General features: G+C 40.7%; 17 protein-coding genes. 1 reads left to right on the forward strand and 16 read right to left on the reverse strand.

Going from position 1 to position 17,383, the window contains the following annotated elements; translation table 11 throughout:
- The 12 genes from sigH to ACOEN1_RS01010 all read right to left on the reverse strand — a co-directional run bounded on the left by sigH (position 1) and on the right by ACOEN1_RS01010 (position 11,349).
- Positions 1 to 642 (reverse strand): RNA polymerase sporulation sigma factor SigH, encoded by a 642-nt coding sequence (gene sigH, locus ACOEN1_RS00955; protein ID WP_422484535.1) that lies wholly within the window; start codon positions 640 to 642, stop codon positions 1 to 3.
- 25 nt (positions 643 to 667) lie between these two features.
- Positions 668 to 1,192 (reverse strand): NYN domain-containing protein, encoded by a 525-nt coding sequence (locus ACOEN1_RS00960; RefSeq protein WP_422484536.1) that lies wholly within the window; start codon positions 1,190 to 1,192, stop codon positions 668 to 670.
- The gene (rlmB, locus tag ACOEN1_RS00965) at positions 1,179 to 1,922 is read right to left on the reverse strand and encodes a 23S rRNA (guanosine(2251)-2'-O)-methyltransferase RlmB (RefSeq protein ID WP_422484537.1); all 744 of its coding nucleotides are present in this window, start codon (positions 1,920 to 1,922) and stop codon (positions 1,179 to 1,181) included. The genes ACOEN1_RS00960 and rlmB overlap by 14 nt, the downstream gene beginning before the upstream one ends.
- Positions 1,923 to 1,934: 12 nt before the next feature.
- Complete coding sequence (gene thyX / locus ACOEN1_RS00970) at positions 1,935 to 2,726, reverse strand: FAD-dependent thymidylate synthase (RefSeq protein ID WP_422484538.1); 792 nt, start codon at positions 2,724 to 2,726, stop codon at positions 1,935 to 1,937.
- Between the two features lies 1 nt (position 2,727).
- Positions 2,728 to 3,168 (reverse strand): Mini-ribonuclease 3, encoded by a 441-nt coding sequence (locus ACOEN1_RS00975; protein ID WP_422484539.1) that lies wholly within the window; start codon positions 3,166 to 3,168, stop codon positions 2,728 to 2,730.
- A complete protein-coding gene (gene cysS / locus ACOEN1_RS00980) occupies positions 3,153 to 4,547 on the reverse strand; it encodes a cysteine--tRNA ligase (protein ID WP_422484540.1) in 1,395 nt (464 codons plus the stop codon). Before cysS ends, ACOEN1_RS00975 begins: the two co-directional genes overlap by 16 nt.
- Before the next feature lie 137 nt (positions 4,548 to 4,684).
- Positions 4,685 to 6,166 carry a glutamate--tRNA ligase gene (gltX, locus tag ACOEN1_RS00985; RefSeq protein ID WP_422484541.1) on the reverse strand — a complete coding sequence of 494 codons (1,482 nt, stop codon included), beginning with the start codon at positions 6,164 to 6,166 and terminating at the stop codon, positions 4,685 to 4,687.
- Between the two features lie 60 nt (positions 6,167 to 6,226).
- Complete coding sequence (locus tag ACOEN1_RS00990; RefSeq protein ID WP_422484542.1) at positions 6,227 to 7,951, reverse strand: proline--tRNA ligase; 1,725 nt, start codon at positions 7,949 to 7,951, stop codon at positions 6,227 to 6,229.
- Between the two features lie 353 nt (positions 7,952 to 8,304).
- A complete protein-coding gene (ispF, locus tag ACOEN1_RS00995; protein WP_422484543.1) occupies positions 8,305 to 8,802 on the reverse strand; it encodes a 2-C-methyl-D-erythritol 2,4-cyclodiphosphate synthase in 498 nt (165 codons plus the stop codon).
- A 13-nt stretch (positions 8,803 to 8,815) separates the two neighbouring features.
- The gene (gene ispD / locus ACOEN1_RS01000) at positions 8,816 to 9,538 is read right to left on the reverse strand and encodes a 2-C-methyl-D-erythritol 4-phosphate cytidylyltransferase (protein ID WP_422484544.1); all 723 of its coding nucleotides are present in this window, start codon (positions 9,536 to 9,538) and stop codon (positions 8,816 to 8,818) included.
- A gap of 46 nt (positions 9,539 to 9,584) precedes the next feature.
- The gene (locus ACOEN1_RS01005) at positions 9,585 to 10,691 is read right to left on the reverse strand and encodes a PIN/TRAM domain-containing protein (protein ID WP_422484545.1); all 1,107 of its coding nucleotides are present in this window, start codon (positions 10,689 to 10,691) and stop codon (positions 9,585 to 9,587) included.
- Positions 10,692 to 10,758: 67 nt separating this feature from the next.
- Positions 10,759 to 11,349 (reverse strand): CarD family transcriptional regulator, encoded by a 591-nt coding sequence (locus tag ACOEN1_RS01010; protein WP_422484546.1) that lies wholly within the window; start codon positions 11,347 to 11,349, stop codon positions 10,759 to 10,761.
- 219 nt (positions 11,350 to 11,568) lie between these two features.
- Here ACOEN1_RS01010 and ACOEN1_RS01015 point away from each other — a divergent pair, with 219 nt between their 5' ends.
- Positions 11,569 to 11,976 carry a DUF1573 domain-containing protein gene (locus ACOEN1_RS01015; protein WP_422484547.1) on the forward strand — a complete coding sequence of 136 codons (408 nt, stop codon included), beginning with the start codon at positions 11,569 to 11,571 and terminating at the stop codon, positions 11,974 to 11,976.
- A 54-nt stretch (positions 11,977 to 12,030) separates the two neighbouring features.
- Here ACOEN1_RS01015 and radA read toward each other — a convergent pair whose 3' ends face one another.
- From radA to ACOEN1_RS01035, 4 genes are read right to left on the reverse strand one after another with little or no spacing between them, the layout of a single operon-like run.
- The gene (gene radA / locus ACOEN1_RS01020; protein WP_422484548.1) at positions 12,031 to 13,398 is read right to left on the reverse strand and encodes a DNA repair protein RadA; all 1,368 of its coding nucleotides are present in this window, start codon (positions 13,396 to 13,398) and stop codon (positions 12,031 to 12,033) included.
- 29 nt (positions 13,399 to 13,427) lie between these two features.
- Positions 13,428 to 15,872, reverse strand: a complete 2,445-nt coding sequence (locus ACOEN1_RS01025; protein ID WP_422484549.1) for an ATP-dependent Clp protease ATP-binding subunit — start codon at positions 15,870 to 15,872, stop codon at positions 13,428 to 13,430.
- Positions 15,873 to 15,884: 12 nt separating this feature from the next.
- Positions 15,885 to 16,901 carry a protein arginine kinase gene (locus ACOEN1_RS01030; protein WP_422484550.1) on the reverse strand — a complete coding sequence of 339 codons (1,017 nt, stop codon included), beginning with the start codon at positions 16,899 to 16,901 and terminating at the stop codon, positions 15,885 to 15,887.
- Entirely contained in the window at positions 16,885 to 17,382 is a 498-nt protein-coding gene (locus ACOEN1_RS01035; RefSeq protein ID WP_422484551.1) for a UvrB/UvrC motif-containing protein, read from the reverse strand. The genes ACOEN1_RS01030 and ACOEN1_RS01035 overlap by 17 nt, the downstream gene beginning before the upstream one ends.
- Position 17,383 lies beyond the last annotated feature (1 nt).

Below are 17,383 nucleotides of genomic sequence, written 5' to 3' on the forward strand. Positions count from 1 at the left end.
TCATTCTTTGTTGACCAGATATCTTTCAATCTTCCTCTTGATCCGCTGTAATGCGTTATCTATGGTTTTAACCCGTCTGTTCAGATCAAGGGCTATCTCCTCGTAGCTCCTTCCTTCGACATAGAAGGTAAGTACTTGTCGCTCAAGGTTGCTTAACATGCTGTTTATCTTTTGTTCCATGTCATCCAGATCCTCTTTGCCTATGAATAGATCCATGGGATCTGTTGCTCCACCACTGGTTACGGTTTCAGCCATTGTTGATGTACCATCCCTGTAAACAGGTTTATTCAATGAAATATAACCGTTAAGAGGTAAATGCTTCTGCCTTGTGGCAGTTTTTATAGCAGTAATCATCTGTCTAGTCACACAGATATCTGCAAAGTTTCTAAAGGAGGATGTCCTTTCTTCCCTATAATCCCTAATGGCCTTGTAGAGTCCAATCATTCCCTCCTGGATTATATCATCCCGGTCGGCTCCCACAATGTAGTAGACCTTTGCCTTTACCTTCACAAGGTCCTTATACTTGTATATAAGATGTTCCAAGGCCAGAAGATCCCCTTCATTGGCCAGTCTTACAATTTCCTCATCTGACAATCCATCATAAATATGTCCCTTGTCCGAATCCTGTCTGTTGAAGACCATTGTGAAACCCCCCTGATGATTATGTCTATTTTTCGTTCCAGTCTTTAAGTTTGTGTAAAACCTGATCCTCCAGCCTGCCAATGTTTATGTCGTTTTTTGTATTTAGTCTTCTTCTCTTTTTACTAACCATTCTCATTTCATCTTCAATTTCCACCTGAAGCTCTCTTGCAGATACTCTTATACCGCCCCTTGAAAGGATAATCTGTTGCTCAATCCAGTCGGAGGTTGCAACCCTTACTCTCATCTCACGGCCCATAACATCCAGCGCCTTTTCAATGTAGTGGTCGGCCAGCTCATTTTCTTTGGTGTAGACAACATGAAGACCTTTGTATTCTTCTTTACTCCTGTTGTTACCCTTAACCATATAGGCATCAAACACAACGATTATTTCAATATCAGAATAATGCTTGTACTCAGCGAGAATTTCAAGAAGTGCTGACCTGGCTTGCTCAAGATCAACCTTTGAAATCTCCTTTAAATTCTCCCAGGAGTTAATTATGTTGTAGCCGTCTACAAACAGATACTCCTTAGGTTTTCTACTCCTTTTCATAAGACTGCCTCACAACCTCATAAATGAGTATTGATGCAGCATTGGAAGCATTAAGAGATCCAATCTTTCCCGTCATTGGTATTTTAACCAGAACATCGCATTTTTCCTTTACCAACCTGGAGAGTCCTTTGCCTTCGCTTCCGATTACCAGACCGATCGCACCTTTTAGTTCAGTCTTGAAATATTCGGAATCACTATCCATGTCAGCTCCGTAAATCCATAATCCTTGATCTTTTAGCTCTTCCATTGCCTGAACAATGTTGGTTACATGAGCCACTTTCATATATTCAACAGCACCTGCTGAGGCCTTGTATACGGTCTGGTTAACCATTGCAGCCCTTCTCTTGGGGATTATGACCCCGTGCACTCCAGCACTCTCCGCAGTCCGTATTATGGCTCCCAGGTTGTGTGTATCCTCTATACCATCCAGTATTACTACAAAGGGTGACTCATTCCTGCTCTTGGCCAACTCAATAATATCCTTCACCTCTGAATATTCAAATCCTGTTACAAGGGCAACCACACCCTGATGAGCATTGCCTTCAGACATTGAGTCCAGTTTATTCTTGTCTACCTGTTGAATCACAATTCCCATGTCCTTTGCCTTGCCCATTATTTTATTGATTGAACCCTTTAGGTCTCCTTTAAGGACATAAAGCTTATCCACCTGCTTATCTGATTTAAGAAGTTCCATAACCGGATTCCTTCCAGATACATACATTTCTTTCATATATATTCTCCTCTACTCTGAAGCAGCCTCTGCTGCTATCTCTTCGTCCAAATTCTTAAAAAACTCCCTGACCTCAACAATTTTGCCACAGGTCATTTCACCTTCCGGACAGGGTCCGTTAACACAACCCGGCCCAGCATGGCTGAACAATACAGGGTACACCTCTTTTACTTCCCTAAGCATCTGAATCGCCAGGTCCCTTATTTCCCACTGAGCCCTGTTACAAGTTCTCAAAGCAAAGAAGTTCATCAAACTTCTGGCATTCATGGTTACAACTATTTTAGTCTCACATGCATTTGGGAATACGTATCTGGCATCTTCAATCGCCTCTTTTTCTGCCCTTTGTCTTGCATCCTTATCTTTTCTGCCTTCATCTATATATCTATTGTAATGTTTTTCATAAAGTATTTTTGATATCTTGTCATAAGCTTTTTGGTCAGCTTCCATGGCCTCAACGAAAATCCTTTTGGACTCGGGATCTGATTCTATGTGAGGAGGTATGACGTATTCAAACTGAGCAAGTCTTACATATCTTTGTGACTGTTGTGAAAAGCTTGCAATTCTATGCCTTACAAGCTGATGGGTCAAGGTTCTTGACACGCCTTCGATTCCAAAGGTAAAGCTGACATGCTCAATTGGGCTTTCATGTCCAAGATCCATTAGCAGCTTTAGAAAAGAACGGACTTTCTTTTCATCCTGTCCTTCTTCAATATCACTGATTCCAACAGGCGAATAGCAAAGCTTGGCTGCTGATGCCACAAGCTTTTCGCCGTCAGGAGTGTACCTCAATAATTCAACCTTCATTCTAGTTTCCCCCTTCTGCTCCAGACTGGTATATATGCTTAAACAACTGAATAAGTCTTTCATCATTTCCTGAAAGGTACAAGTATCCCATCAGGCATTCAAAACCTGTTGCATATTTGTAATCCCTCAGATCAACATTCTTTGGGGATGAATTTATTCTGGCATTTCTTCCTCTTCTAATAAATGATTTTTCTTCATCAGTAAGGATTTCATCAAGTTTTATGACAGACTCAGCCTGGGCATTTGCCTTGACATATTTTGTAGCCTCCTTGTGGAGCTTATTTACACTGACATCCCTTGATAGAATTGCAGTTCTTACAAGTAGTTCAAATACCGCATCACCAATGTATGCAAGCTGAAGAGGCGACATCATCCTCAGGTCTTCCTGAACAATTCCATCATCTACACCTCTGAAGGACTTAATGCTTAAATCCTTTTCCATTTTACACCATCTCTCGTATCCTCAAGAACAATTCCCTTTTCCAGGAGATCATCTCTTATCTTGTCAGATTTAGCAAAGTCCTTGTTCTTCCTAGCATCATTTCTTTCTTCAATAAGCTTCTGGATTTCTTCATCAATTATTTCTTCTCTCTTGGTCAAAATCCCAAGAACCTTGGCCAACTCCATCAATATATTGTATGCGTACTCCACGGTTTCTCTGGAGGATTCCTCGCTAAAGTTTGAATTGGTGTATTTTACCATGTCAAACATTGCAGCTAATGCATCTGCAGTGTTAAGATCATCATCCATGCTGTCTTCGAAATCCTTCTTGAACTTGTCTATTTCATTGATTACTATATAATCATTATCCAATGTCTGAGCAAGCTCCTTTTTAAGAATAAACTCCAGGTTCTTTTTTGCACCGTAGAGTCTCTGGAGACCGTTCTTGTTCTGATCCATTATTTCCCTACTGAAGTTGATTGGCTTTCTGTAATGGGCAGATAGCAAGAAGAACCTCAAGACCTCCATGTCGTACTCCTCTTGTATTTCCCTTAAAGTGAAGAAGTTTCCAAGTGACTTTGACATCTTTTGATTGTCAACAAACAACATCCCATTGTGAAGCCAGTAATTGGCAAATGGCTTTCCAGACAAGGTCTCAGATTGGGCTATTTCATTCTCATGGTGAGGGAATTGAAGATCCTCTCCTCCTGAGTGAATGTCAATTGTTTCTCCAAGAAGAGCTTTAGCCATTACAGAACACTCGATGTGCCAGCCTGGCCTTCCCTTGCCCCAAGGGCTGTCCCATGATGGCTCCCCTGGTTTTTCCTTTTTCCAGAGCACAAAGTCCAATGGATTTCTTTTGTCTTCATTGATATCGATTCTAGAACCACTGACAAGCTCATCGATATTTTTCTTGCTCAACTTCCCATAGTCTTTTGCACTTTCTATGCTGAAGTATACATTCCCGTCAACCTCATAGGCAGCATCCATTTCTTGAAGCGCCTTAATGAAATCAACCATTTGAGAAATATAATCGGTCGCCTTTGGATTAACCGTATTATAATCGTAAATGTGAAGAGCACCCGCGTCTTCCTTGAATGCTTCTATATAACGATCCGCAACCTCCTTGACGGTGATGTTCTCTTCCTTGGCCTTGTTTATAAGTTTATCGTCGATATCTGTGAAATTCAGTACAAAATTGACATCATAACCCTTGTAGATAAAATATCTTCTCAATGTATCGAACGTTACAAGGGGCCTAGCGTTTCCCACGTGGATGAAATTGTATACAGTAGGACCACAGTTGTACATGCTCACCTGTCCCTCCACGATGGGTACAAATTCTTCCTTGTTTCTTGTCAATGAATTAAATAGCTTCATAGCAGTCCTCCTTGCTCAATATGCCTCTATCAAAAATCGTCCCTGTTTCAGCAGAGACGATTCCAACCTTAATCAGGATTTAACACAACTTTTAAAACCAGTCTATGCTACTTTCATTCTATAATACGAAGTAGCCATCAGTCAATTATGTCCAGTACCTTTTGAGCCCTTTCTGCAATCTTATCATTTCCAAGAAGGTAGAGAACATTTACAAGTTCTGGACCATGGGCACTACCTGTCAGAGCTACCCTTGTAGGCATAAACAGATTCTTACCCTTGATTCCAGTGTTCTTTTGGATTTTCTTCATAAAGTCCTTGGCATTGTCCATTGTGATCTCCTCAGATTCCTTAGCTTCCTTAACAATGGACTCCATAAGGATTCTTCCGTTTTCATTGTTTAGAAACTCATCATATGCATCAGATTCATATAGCAGATCCTCTTCAAATACAAACTGGACTTTATCGACAACTTCAGTAACAGTAGAAAGTCCTTCCCTTACGGTTTCAATCAATACATCCACCCAGCCTGAGTTCTCCTTGGCAAATGTTTCATCCATATATCCCGCTTCTATTAGGTACGGAAGTGTCATACCCTTGATTCTTTCCAAACTTTCGCTCTTGATGTAGTGGCTGTTTACCCAGTCAAGCTTGTCCTTGTCAAATATTCCGCCTGTCTTGGACACTCTATCAAAGGTGAATTTCTCAACCATTTCTTCCATGGTTAGGATTTCTTCGTTTCCATCTGGACTCCAACCTACTAGAGCCAGGTAATTTACAAGTCCTTCAGGTAAATATCCCTTTGTTTTGAAGTCATCAACCGATACATCCCCATGTCTCTTGGAAAGCTTCTTTCTCTCCTTGTTTAGGACAGTTGGAAGATGCACATAGGTTGGCTTTTCCCAACCGAAAGCTTCATACATATATATGTGCTTAGGAGTGGATGGAAGCCACTCCTCCCCTCTAACTATGTGTGTAATTCCCATCAGGTGGTCATCCACAACAACAGCCATGTGATAGGTTGGGAATCCGTCTGACTTCAGAAGAACCTGATCGTCGATATCATTAGTATTTATTGTAATGTCTCCTCTTACAAGATCATGGAAATGGATGTCCTTGTTGTGAGGTAGCTTTAATCTTACAACATGGTCTTCACCTGCTGCTACTCTCTTTTTTGCATCCTCAATGGATACATTCCTGCAGAATCCATCGTATTTTGGAACCATTCCCTTCATTTTCTGCTCATCTCTTATTGCATCTAGTCTTTCCTTTGAGCAGAAGCAATAGTAGGCATGACCTTTTTCAATTAGTTCATCCACATATTTTCTGTATATATTCAGTCTCTTTGACTGGACATAAGGTCCAAAATCTCCTTTTTCAACTATCTTGCCGTCTTCAACAAACACTCCTTCGTCATACTGAATGCCTGCCCAGTGAAGGGAGTCAATCAGATTCTCAATTGCCCCTTCAACGAATCTGGTCTGATCTGTATCCTCAATTCTCAAAACAAACTTTCCGCCGTTCTTCTTGGCGAAAAGGTAATTATACAATGCAGTTCTCAAGCCTCCAATATGAAGATATCCCGTGGGGCTTGGAGCAAATCTAACTCTTATATCATTCAATTTAAACACCTCCTGATTACATATGGATCCTTTGTCTCTTAATACCCTTTTTGTTGACTGTTAAAGATAAAATCCTTCTTCCCTAAATGCTTCCAGAATCAATTCGTGAAGCTGGTCTTCTTTAACTTCCTTCTTTTCATCCCTTTTTCTTAAGGAATATTCAACAATTCCTTCACCAGCCATCTTACCAACAGTTATTTGCACAGGAATACCAATAAGTTCTCTGTCGTTGAACTTTACTCCTGGTCGTTCGTTTCGGTCATCCAAGAGAACTTCAATACCCACCTTCTTAAGGTTCTCATATATTTTTTCTCCCAGTTCGACCTGCTCTTCATTCTTTATATTTACAATTGTAATAATTGCATGATAAGGTGCGATTACAAATGGCCATACTATTCCCTTTTCATCGTGGTACTGCTCAACTACAGCCGCTACACTCCTGGATACACCAACCCCGTAGCTTCCCATTACAAAAGGCTTCTCTTTGCCGTTTTCATCCAGATATTTAGCTTTTAAACTGTCGCTGTATTTAGTTCCAAGCTGGAATATGTTTCCTACTTCGATTCCTCTGTCAAGGTACAAATGCTCGCCACAGGACGGACAAATGTCATTTTCTTCAACCATCAGAAGGTCCTCCACAACTTCACCTTGGAAATCTCTTCCGTAATTCACGTTTATATAGTGGTAGTCTGTTTCATTGCCTCCTACAACCATGTTTTTAATAGTTGTAACTCGTTTATCAACAAGAAGCTTCGTTCCATCAAGGAGACCAACTGGCCCGGTAAAGCCTTTGTTTGCACCTGATATTTTCTTGATTGTATCTTCTTCAGCCATTTCAAGCTCATGTCCTGGAATCATTAGATAATTTGCAAGCTTGGTTTCACTAAGTTCTCTGTTTCCAGGTATTACAACTACAACCGGTTCTCCTTGCGCCAGGAATACAAGAGCCTTCCCAAACTTATATTTGTCAGTATTGAAGAAGCCAACAAGAGCCTCAATTGTCTTTACTTCTGGAGTTTGAACCTTATCCATCTCTTTCTCAACTTCGTCAGACTGAGGAATTGAATAGATTACCTTGGCCTTTTCATCAGTAGCAGCATAATCACAGCTCTTACAATAGGCAATGACTCCTTCTCCAACATCACTCATGGCAGTGAACTCATGGGATACACTTCCTCCCATCGATCCTGAATCACCCTCAACAACCTTGTAGTTTAGTTTAAGTCTTGTAAATATTCTGTCGTAAGCATCCCACATATTCTGGTATGCAACTCTCATGGCATCTTCATCCACATCGAAGCTGTAGGCATCCTTCATAATAAATTCTCTACACCTCATCAATCCAAATCTAGGGCGTTTTTCATCTCTGTACTTAGTCTGAATCTGATAGAGGTTTAGTGGAAGTTGCTTGTATGACTTTATCTCATCCTTTATAAGATCAGTAAAGTACTCCTCGTGAGTTGGCCCAAGACAAAACTCACGGTCGTTTCTATCCTTAAGTCTCCACATCTCAGGACCAAAGTTTTCCCATCTTCCTGATGCTTCCCAAAGCTCCCTTGGTTGTATTGCTGACATAAGCAATTCTTGGGAATCCGAAGCATCCATCTCTTCCCGTACGACCTGTTCCACTTTCCTGATTGACCTGTAACCAAGAGGAAGGTAGGAATAAACTCCACTTACAAGTTTTCTGATCATCCCTGCTCTTAAAAGCAACTGATGACTTGGTATCTCTGCTTCTGAAGGAACCTCCCTCAAAGTAGGCATGTACATTTTAGACATTTTCATACTTTTCACCTCATTCTGTATTTTATTAAAAACAAGAAAAGCAAACGAGAAACACTAGATGGCTTTTCCTGATACTCCTATATTGAAGGTTACTGATTGAAAAAAATTGAACGACTATAATGACAATAAAAAAACCTTTCATCTCACCAAGAGACGAAAGGTATATTCCGCGGTACCACTCTTATAAACCCATTGGGTTCACTCAACAGCTGTAACGTAGCCAAACGTTCCGTTTTGTCGGAAAGCTCCGGGACAGGTTCCTGCATCAGAGGGACAGAAATCTTCCAGCCTTGGATTTCCTCTCTTGGACCATGATACAATAATAGCTCCCATCAAAGCTAATAATGATTAGTTTACACAAAAACGTCTTTATTGTCAATTGATTTTTCAAGCAAACAAGTGCTATATGAGGATATCCCTTCCTCTCGGCCTTCAAAGCCCAGCTTTTCAGTGGTAGTTGCCTTCAGACCAATGTCCTCAACTGGGACATTCAGAATCTTTGCTATGTTTTCTCTCATCTGGTCGATATATGGTGCTAGCCTTGGTCTTTGTGCAGCAATTACATTATCTGCATTAACCAACCTATAGCCTTTTTTCATCATCACTTCATAGACCCTTTCCAGTAGAACCATGCTTGAAATGTCCTTGTAAGCCATGTCCGTATCCGGAAAGTGCTTTCCAATATCACCTGCGCTCATGGCACCCAATATTGCATCCATAAGGCTGTGAACCAGAACATCCGCATCAGAGTGACCTAAAAGACCCATTTCGTGAGGGATTTCGACTCCTCCGATTATAAGCTTTCTACCTTCAACAAGCTGGTGAACGTCATATCCAATTCCTACTCTCATCAAGCTTCACTTCCTAGTCTCTTCCCAAGATGCTTAAAGTCTTGTCCTTGACAATGGACTCGGCGACCACAAGATCTTCAGGAGTTGTGATTTTTATGTTGTCGTAGGTACCCATAATCATCCTGACGGGGTATCCCTTTTTTTCAACGAGAGAGCTGTCGTCGGTACCTAAAATCCCCTCGGAGATGGCGTATTCATAACCTTCCTTCAATAGATTGATCTGGAAGCACTGCGGAGTCTGTGCTGCCCACAACAGAGCCCTATTGGGTGTATGGTGCACCTTGTTTTCTTCTTCAATTACTTTTATGGTGTCCTTTAGTGGCACACCTACTACACAGGCACCAAATTCCAGAGCGCCCTTAATCCCATCTATTATGGATTCCATCCTTACAAAAGGCCTTGCGCCGTCATGAGTTAGAACTATGTCAGTTCTTTCATTCAATGCCATGATACCGTTATATATGGAATCTTGCCTCTCCTTGCCGCCTTTTATGATGTTTGTCACTTTTCTGAAGCCGTACTTTCTAACAATTTCCTTGCGACAGTACTCTACTTCCTGCTCCTTGGACACAACGATAATCTCGTCAACATACTTACATGCCTCGAACTTCTCGATTGTGTGGGCAAGTATTGGCTTATTGTCAATGACAATAAACTGTTTGTTTATTTTGCTGCCCATTCTATTGCTCATTCCTGCAGCAGCAATTATCACTGACACGAAATTTTCCTTATACATTTGACCACCTCAACAAACAATTGATTGAAAAGAATTCAGTCATCCTCTAGCTTACCTTGTCATACAATGATTTAGGTTTTGCAAATATCATGCGTCCAGCGGATGTTTGCAGTACTGATGTTACAATGACGTCAATCGTTTCTCCAATAAACTTTCTACCTGATTCTACTACTATCATGGTGCCATCGTCAAGATATGCAAGACCCTGGCCTGCTTCCTTGCCGTCTTTTACAACTTGAACTACCATCTCTTCTCCTGGCAGCACAACTGGCTTTACTGCATTTGCCAACTCATTTATGTTTAGCACCTCAATTCTGTGAACCTCGGCAACCTTGTTAAGATTATAGTCATTGGTGATTACTTTCCCTTGCATATACTGAGTCAGCTTCAAGAGCTTAGAATCAACTTCATTTACTTCCGCGAATTCTTTCTCATGGATAATGATCTCAGTATCCAATTCATTTTGAATTCTATTAAGTATGTCAAGTCCACGTCTTCCCCTGTTTCTCTTGAGTCCATCAGATGAGTCTGCAATATGCTGAAGCTCTTCCAGTACGAATACAGGAATCACCAATGGCCCTTCAATAAACCCGGTTTTCACTATGTCGGCAATTCTACCGTCAATTATTACACTTGTATCAAGAATTTTGGGGCAAGCACCTGATACTACTTTCGTTTCCTTTTGATTTTTCTTCCCCGTTCCTATGTTGCCCGTGAAATTACCCAATGATGTCGTAATGTCCTCAATATTTCTGTTTGGTATTGTTACTCCCAGATATCCGAAAAGCAGATACAAGACTATTGAGGCAATAACTCCCAGATAGGGAATATTCAACCTATAGATGGGTTGACTTATAAGGGTTGCAACTACAAGACCTACTATCAGTCCCACAGCTCCAAGCGCGATATTCTGGATTGAAAATTTTTGTAGCTCTCCTTCGATAATTCTGGCTATATTCTGACCTTGCCTTAAAATTTTAGTAGAAAAAATAAAAAATATAATTCCAAAGACAGCAATAAAAATTAAAATTGCAGCAAGCTCAGCCACGCCAGTGACATTTACCAATTCAAGGTTCTTGAACCCAGTGTATGCAAGATAACCCAAAAGCATACCAAAGAGTCCAATCAGAACCCTGGCTATTTTTTTAACCATAACTACACCTCCTGATTTTTCATAGTCTTCATTATAAACCTATTGGATATGATTTGCCAGTATAAGTTTATTCATCAACTTTTTCTTCAACTTTTTCTTCAACTTTTTCTTCAGTTTCAACTACTTCAACTACTTCCACTACTTCGACGATATCTTCTTCGTCTTCAACAATGCCTTCATTTTCCATTATTTCCTTGTCTACAAGCTTTTCAATATCTTCGTATTCTTGGTCTGTAACAAGTACCAACTCTGAAAGAAGCATCTGTTTTGCATTGCTCAGCATTTTTCTCTCCCCGGTTGAAAGGCTTTTTTCCTTATCCAGCAGAGTAAGGTTTCTTACAACAGAAGCAATTTCGTGAATATCTCCAGTTTTTATTCTGTCCATGTTGATTCTATATCTTCTGTTCCAATTCTGAGGCATCTTAGTCTTATGTCCTCTAAGAATGGACATGATGTCTTCAATTTCTTCCTGAGAAATTATTTCCCTTACGCCAACCTCATCAACATTCGATACAGGAACCATTACCTTCATATCACCAATAGGCATCTTGATTATAAAATACTCCCTTTTCTCCCCTAAAATTTCTTTGGTCTCGAGCTTTTCAATAACTCCTGCACCGTGCATAGGATAAACAATTTTATCGCCAATTTTGAACATATTAAAACCTCCCCATAGTATTTCCTCATCATACTATTATAACGCAGATTTGCTCATAAGTAAAGTTAATATATTATCATAGAAGGATAAATTCTGTCAATATTATTTTGAATTAATGACCGTATCTTAATATCTTTATCAGCTTACCTATTTTCAATTTGACAACCCGCTGTGATAGACCTTATAATTAAATTGAGAACTTAACAAGAGGAGGTCCCTATGGTTAACTGGACAAACAATGAAAATCTAATAGAAGAATTACAGGATCAGGTTTCTGGAACACTTGTAAGACATAAAAGCATCCTTGACATTATGACAAAACTTGATGAATACAATGCCAGAATCAACAGAGCAGTAGCAAAATCCGTAACATCCTGTGGATGTATTAAAATCGAAGCAGAAAAGCAGGATATCAGTTCTGAATCTCTTAGCGACGCATTGACAAAAGTGGATTCACACGTTGTAGGCGAAATATGCCCCAACTGCAAGGAAGTCCTTGAGCAGGAAATTGGAGCATACATTTATTTTCTTGCTTCCTTGGCAAATACTCTGGATTTCAGTCTTAAAGAAACCGTCGAGAAGGAACTAAACAGAACCAGAACCCTTGGAGTTTACGGGATGAAGTAAAAATCGAATAAAATTTACAAGACACTCTGAAAGTTTTCAGAGTGTCTTTTTTAACTAAAATACCTTGTTCAATACATCCTTTAAGGTTCTCAACTTCATTACCTTTAAGTTCTCAAGCCTTGTTCCTTCAGAGTAATCGCCAGATACAAACGCTAGCCTTATTCCCATTCTGTCTGCCTCACGAAGCCTGGCATGGAGTGATGGCACCTTCTTTAACTCCCCAGTCAAACCTACATCTGCAAGAAACACAGTATCGCTTCCTACAGGTCTGTCATAGACGGAGGAGACAATACTTACAATCACAGCCAGATTGGCAGAATGCTCCTTGAGTTTGATTCCTCCCGTTGTCTTAATAACAACATTTTTGTCGTAAAGAGGGATTGCACCCCTTTGTTCAAGTATTGACACCAAAGTGTTCATCTGTTCTCTTTTCATTGACTCGCCAATTCTCGCTGGATATGGAGTGAAAGATGGTGATACCAAAGATTCAACTTCAAGAAGGATAGGCCTTGTTCCTTCTCTTACTACAGTTAATGCACTTCCTGAAACCTGATTCTCATCAGATCGTTTTGTCATAAAATACTCAGATGGGTTGTCAATTGAAACCATCCCATCCTCAGTCATATTGAAAAAACCCATTTCACCGGTTGAACCGTATCTATTCTTGGTTGAGACAAGACTTCTAAGCTCTTCACCGCTATCGCCTTCAATTATCAGCACGGTGTCCACAAGATGTTCCAATGCTCTTACTCCAGCCAGCTCATCGTCCTTGGTCATTTGCCCAACGATAAATACTATCCTTGGTTTGTCCGGTCGCTTGGCGATCTTGACAAGTTCATAGGCACACTCCATTGTCTGTGTCGGGGAGCCTGCCCTTGATGTTGGAAATTCATCCAATGTGAATGTCTGGATACTATCAACAATAATAAATCTCGCATCAGTTCTTTCGATTATTTCCAGTACAGAGTTCAAGTTGTTGTCAGAAACTACGTGAAGATCGTCGTGAATCTCCTTTAGTATCCTGTCAGCTCTTGACTTGATCTGAGATGTTGACTCCTCACCGGAGGCGTATAGAGTCTTTATGCCCTGTCTTGCCAGATCATTTGCAACCTGGAGAAGCAGAGTGGATTTGCCGGCACCTGGCTTGGCAGTAAGAATAGTGATGGAATCCTTTATGATTCCACCTCCCATAACCCTGTCAAACTCATTGATGGAGGTTTTGACTCTCTGGCTGTTAGTTGTCTCTATCTTGTTAAGTCTTTCTGAATTAGCAGAAGATCTTTTTTTTGTCCTAGAACTATCTTCGCTTCTATCCACCTCCTGGAATGAGCCAAAAGCGCCGCACTCAGGACACCTTCCCATAAACCCAACCATTTCATATCCGCATTCACTGCATCTGTTGATTTTACTTTTCTTTGCCAATAAATTCTCCCCCCGGCTCCCTTTGTCATCTATTCAGTCTTGTTGAATGTAAGCTTTTCGCCATCGTATTCAACAGATATTTTTTCATCTTTTGAAACGCTTCCTTTGAGAATCTCTTCAGCTAGCTGATCCTCAATCATCTTTCTGATTGTTCTTTCAAGTGGTCTTGCTCCGAAAACAGCATCAAATCCATGCTTTGATATATACTTCTTGGTATCCTCTGAAATCTGAATGCGAACGCCTATCTTTTCCATTCTTTTTTCGAGTTCTCTTACCATTATATCCACAATTTCTTCAATTTGTTCTTCTTCAAGGCCGTGGAAAACAATAACTTCATCCAGCCTGTTTAAAAATTCCGGTCTAAATGTCCTTTTTAATTCCTCTGTGATAATCTCCTTCATTCTGTCATATTCCTGAACATTCTTGTCCTCTGCAGCTGAAAACCCGAGTACATTCTGTTTCTTGATGGAAGTTGCGCCTGCATTTGAGGTCATGATTATGACTGTGTTCTTAAAGTCAACAGTCCGCCCTTTGGAATCAGTAAGCCTTCCTTCATCAAGTATTTGAAGAAGCATGTTGAATACATCTGGATGTGCCTTTTCTATTTCGTCAAACAAGACTACAGAATATGGCTTTCTTCTAATGGCTTCAGTCAGTTGTCCGCCTTCATCATAACCTACATATCCCGGAGGTGAACCCACAAGCCTTGAAACAGAGTGCTTTTCCATATACTCACTCATATCTATTCTTACCATCGCGTCCTCTTCACCGAATAACGCTTCAGCAAGAGCCTTAGCCAGGTGAGTCTTACCTACACCAGTTGGACCAACAAATATAAAGCTTCCTATCGGTTTTTTCGGATCCTTCAGTCCTACCCTTGCTCTTCTCACAGCAGCAGATACAGCCTTGACCGCTTGGTCCTGCCCTACAACCTTCTTGTGAAGAACCTCTTCCAGCTTAAGCAGTCGTTCGCTTTCTTCAGTTGTCATTCTGCTTACAGGAACCCCTGTCCAATTGGATACAATCTCAGCGATTTCATCATATCCGACCACAAGATTATTCTCCTGCTTATGCTTTTGCCATTTTATCTTTCTGCTTTCAATCTGCTCCTTGATTTCTTTTTCCTGATCTCTTACATTTGCAGCCTTTTCAAAATTCTGGGTGTTTATTGCCTCTTCCTTTTCATGTTCAAGCTCCTCTAGCCTTTCCTCAAGATCCTTCAGATCATCAGGAGCGATATAAGTGTTTACCCTGATTTTTGATGCAGCTTCATCAATAAGGTCAATAGCTTTGTCAGGGAGGAACCTGTCGGCAATATATCTGTATGAAAGCTCTGCAGCCGCTTCCAGTGCATCATCTTGTATCTTTACACCATGATGTGCTTCATATCTATCCCTTAAGCCCTCTAGAATCTTTATGGTATCAGCAATACTGGGTTCTTCCACCATTATAGGTTGAAGCCTTCTTTCAAGAGCCGTATCCTTTTCAATGTGCTTCCTGTATTCATCAATGGTTGTGGCTCCTATTATCTGCAGCTCTCCCCTTGCAAGGGTTGGTTTAAGAATATTGGATGCATCTATTGCACCTTCAGCAGCTCCCGCTCCCACAATTGTATGCATCTCATCTATAAAGAGGATTACATCCCCTGCTTCCTTCAATTCCTTCATAACAGACTTAAGTCTTTCTTCAAACTCACCTCTATATTTTGCACCGGCAATCATTCCAGGCAGGTCAAGAGTTACAATTCTTTTGTTGATAATGATCTCAGGCACGTCACCTTCGACAATCTTCTGTGCAAGCCCCTCTGCTATGGCAGTTTTACCAACCCCCGGCTCACCAATGAGTACTGGATTGTTCTTTGTTCTTCTGCTAAGAACCTGAACGACTCTTTCGATTTCTTTTTTTCTTCCAATTACAGGGTCAATTTCTCCGTCCTGTGCCATTTTATTTAAGTCTATACTGTACTTTTCAATACTTGACTCACCTTTTTTTGCATTTTGCTGTTGTTGCTGTGCCTGTTGTTGCTGCTTTGGTGTAGACTCAATTACCTTTTTGGCAACAGATTCTGCAAGCTTCGCAGGGTCTACTCCTATCCTCCTTAATATTGTAACAGCAATCCCTTCACCTTCTCCAATCAGTCCAAGCAGCAAGTGCTCAGTACTGACATAATTGTGCCCCAGGTTTCTGGCTTCAGCAGCTGCCAGCTCAAATATTTTCTTGGTCCTAGGTGTAAATCCTACCAGTTCTACACTTTCTTCTCCCATACCAACAACATCGTAAACCTGTTTTCTAGCCTTGTCAATGGTGGCACCCAATTCCTTAAGACTTAAAGCAGCTATTCCCTGATCCTCAGCAATTAGACCCATAAGAAGATGCTCTGTTCCAACGTAGTTGTGATTAAACTTCTTGGCTTCCTCTTGAGCAAGTAAAATTGCCTTTTGAGCTCTTTCTGTAAATCTACCATACATTCCCATATTCTACCTCCATTACTTGAAATATTCTCTGGTCAGGTCAGCCCTGACTCTGTCTCTCTCTTTTTTATCCATTGCTCTTTTTTCAGAAACCTGAACATTTCCAGGTTTAATCCATATCATTAATCTGACGAGATCACTACCTCTGAAATCCTTAAGAATTTCAAGATCTGAACCAAGCTTAATCATTGATATATGCTTCATGGCCTCCTTGGAAGAAAGAATTCTTGCACTTCTCAAAATTCCCAGAGATCTGTAGACCTTGTCCTCCATCTCTGTAGACTTCTTTTCGTTTAGATATACCCTTGTGCTTTTTTCTCTTTTAATCAACTGCTGGATAACTCTGTTCAGTTTCTCAATTATCTCTTCCTCAGATTCACCCAGAGTCAACTGATTGGACACCTGGTAGAGGTCACCAACCGCCTCGGTGCCTTCTCCATATATTCCTCTTATTGTAAGCCCGATCTTTCTAAGCGCATTTGAAATACTGCCAATATGCCCCGTCATTGTTACTCCAGGCAGATGCAGCATAACAGATGCCCTCAAGCCTGTACCTGTATTGGTTGGACAAGCAGTCAGATACCCGAATTCAGCATGATATGCAAAATCCAATTTATCTTCAAGAAGGTCGTCAATCTGTGAACAAAGCTCCCAGCCACCCATCAGATTGAGACCTGGTAACAATGTCTGAAGTCTAACATGATCCTCTTCATTTATCATTATTGTAACCTTCTCATCTTCTCGCATAAAGAAGCTGCCCTTGTCAATATTCTCAAGAAGTCCTGGACTGATTATATGATTTTCCATATATCTTATTCTATCTCTGTTTTCCATTTCACTTAGGCGATGAAACTCGTATTCACCCTCAGGAAACTGCTCCTTAACTGCTTGAATTATCTCATCGGCAGTCTCCCGGGACTGATCCCTGGTTGAATACAATGGAAATACCTCTTCCCGAATATTCCTTGCAACCCTAAGCCTAGTACTTACCACAACAGGGTCATACTCCTGCGGATCAAGCCATATGGTCATTTTCATCACCTCTTTTATCTGAATCCATTACTTTCTTGATTCTCTTGATTTCATCCCTTAGAACAGCAGCTTTTTCATACTCCTCCTGCTTGACGGCTTCGTGAAGCTCCTTATCCAAATGATTGATATCTTCCTGATGCCTTATCATTGAATAGCCTCTCTTTGGAATCTTTCCGTTATGCTTCGTGTGTCCGTGGATTCCTCTTATAACATTCTCAAGTTCCTTGCCGAATGCATCGTAGCACTTGGAGCATCCAAGCTTGCCTGTAGATCTAAATTTCTCGTAACTTAAGCCACAGTTCGGACATTTTGTATCTATATCTATTCCTTCAAATAACTTGTGGAGAGGAAATTGTTCATGAAGATCCTTCTGAATTCCTGAAGCACATACTTCACAAAGATGATGCTCTTCCATAACTCCATTTATTACGCTGGTGAAATGAATCTTTGCTTCCCTTTCATTGCAGGATTCACATTTCATA

This window comes from Gudongella sp. DL1XJH-153, from assembly GCF_049310905.1.
Classification (GTDB): Bacteria; Bacillota; Clostridia; order Tissierellales; family Tissierellaceae; genus Gudongella.

Bases quoted from the DNA above. Each gene is read 5' to 3' on its own strand.
- sigH (WP_422484535.1), bottom strand. From the start codon at position 642: ATGGTCTTCAACAGACAGGATTCGGACAAGGGACATATTTATGATGGA.
- ACOEN1_RS00960 (WP_422484536.1), bottom strand. From the start codon at position 1,192: ATGAAAAGGAGTAGAAAACCTAAGGAGTATCTGTTTGTAGACGGCTAC.
- rlmB (WP_422484537.1), bottom strand. From the start codon at position 1,922: ATGAAAGAAATGTATGTATCTGGAAGGAATCCGGTTATGGAACTTCTT.
- thyX (WP_422484538.1), bottom strand. From the start codon at position 2,726: ATGAAGGTTGAATTATTGAGGTACACTCCTGACGGCGAAAAGCTTGTG.
- ACOEN1_RS00975 (WP_422484539.1), bottom strand. From the start codon at position 3,168: ATGGAAAAGGATTTAAGCATTAAGTCCTTCAGAGGTGTAGATGATGGA.
- cysS (WP_422484540.1), bottom strand. From the start codon at position 4,547: ATGAAGCTATTTAATTCATTGACAAGAAACAAGGAAGAATTTGTACCC.
- ACOEN1_RS00990 (WP_422484542.1), bottom strand. From the start codon at position 7,951: ATGAAAATGTCTAAAATGTACATGCCTACTTTGAGGGAGGTTCCTTCA.
- ispF (WP_422484543.1), bottom strand. From the start codon at position 8,802: ATGAGAGTAGGAATTGGATATGACGTTCACCAGCTTGTTGAAGGTAGA.
- ispD (WP_422484544.1), bottom strand. From the start codon at position 9,538: ATGTATAAGGAAAATTTCGTGTCAGTGATAATTGCTGCTGCAGGAATG.
- ACOEN1_RS01005 (WP_422484545.1), bottom strand. From the start codon at position 10,691: ATGGTTAAAAAAATAGCCAGGGTTCTGATTGGACTCTTTGGTATGCTT.
- ACOEN1_RS01010 (WP_422484546.1), bottom strand. From the start codon at position 11,349: ATGTTCAAAATTGGCGATAAAATTGTTTATCCTATGCACGGTGCAGGA.
- ACOEN1_RS01015 (WP_422484547.1), top strand. From the start codon at position 11,569: ATGGTTAACTGGACAAACAATGAAAATCTAATAGAAGAATTACAGGAT.
- ACOEN1_RS01025 (WP_422484549.1), bottom strand. From the start codon at position 15,872: ATGGGAATGTATGGTAGATTTACAGAAAGAGCTCAAAAGGCAATTTTA.
- ACOEN1_RS01030 (WP_422484550.1), bottom strand. From the start codon at position 16,901: ATGACCATATGGCTTGATCCGCAGGAGTATGACCCTGTTGTGGTAAGT.
- ACOEN1_RS01035 (WP_422484551.1), bottom strand. From the start codon at position 17,382: ATGAAATGTGAATCCTGCAATGAAAGGGAAGCAAAGATTCATTTCACC.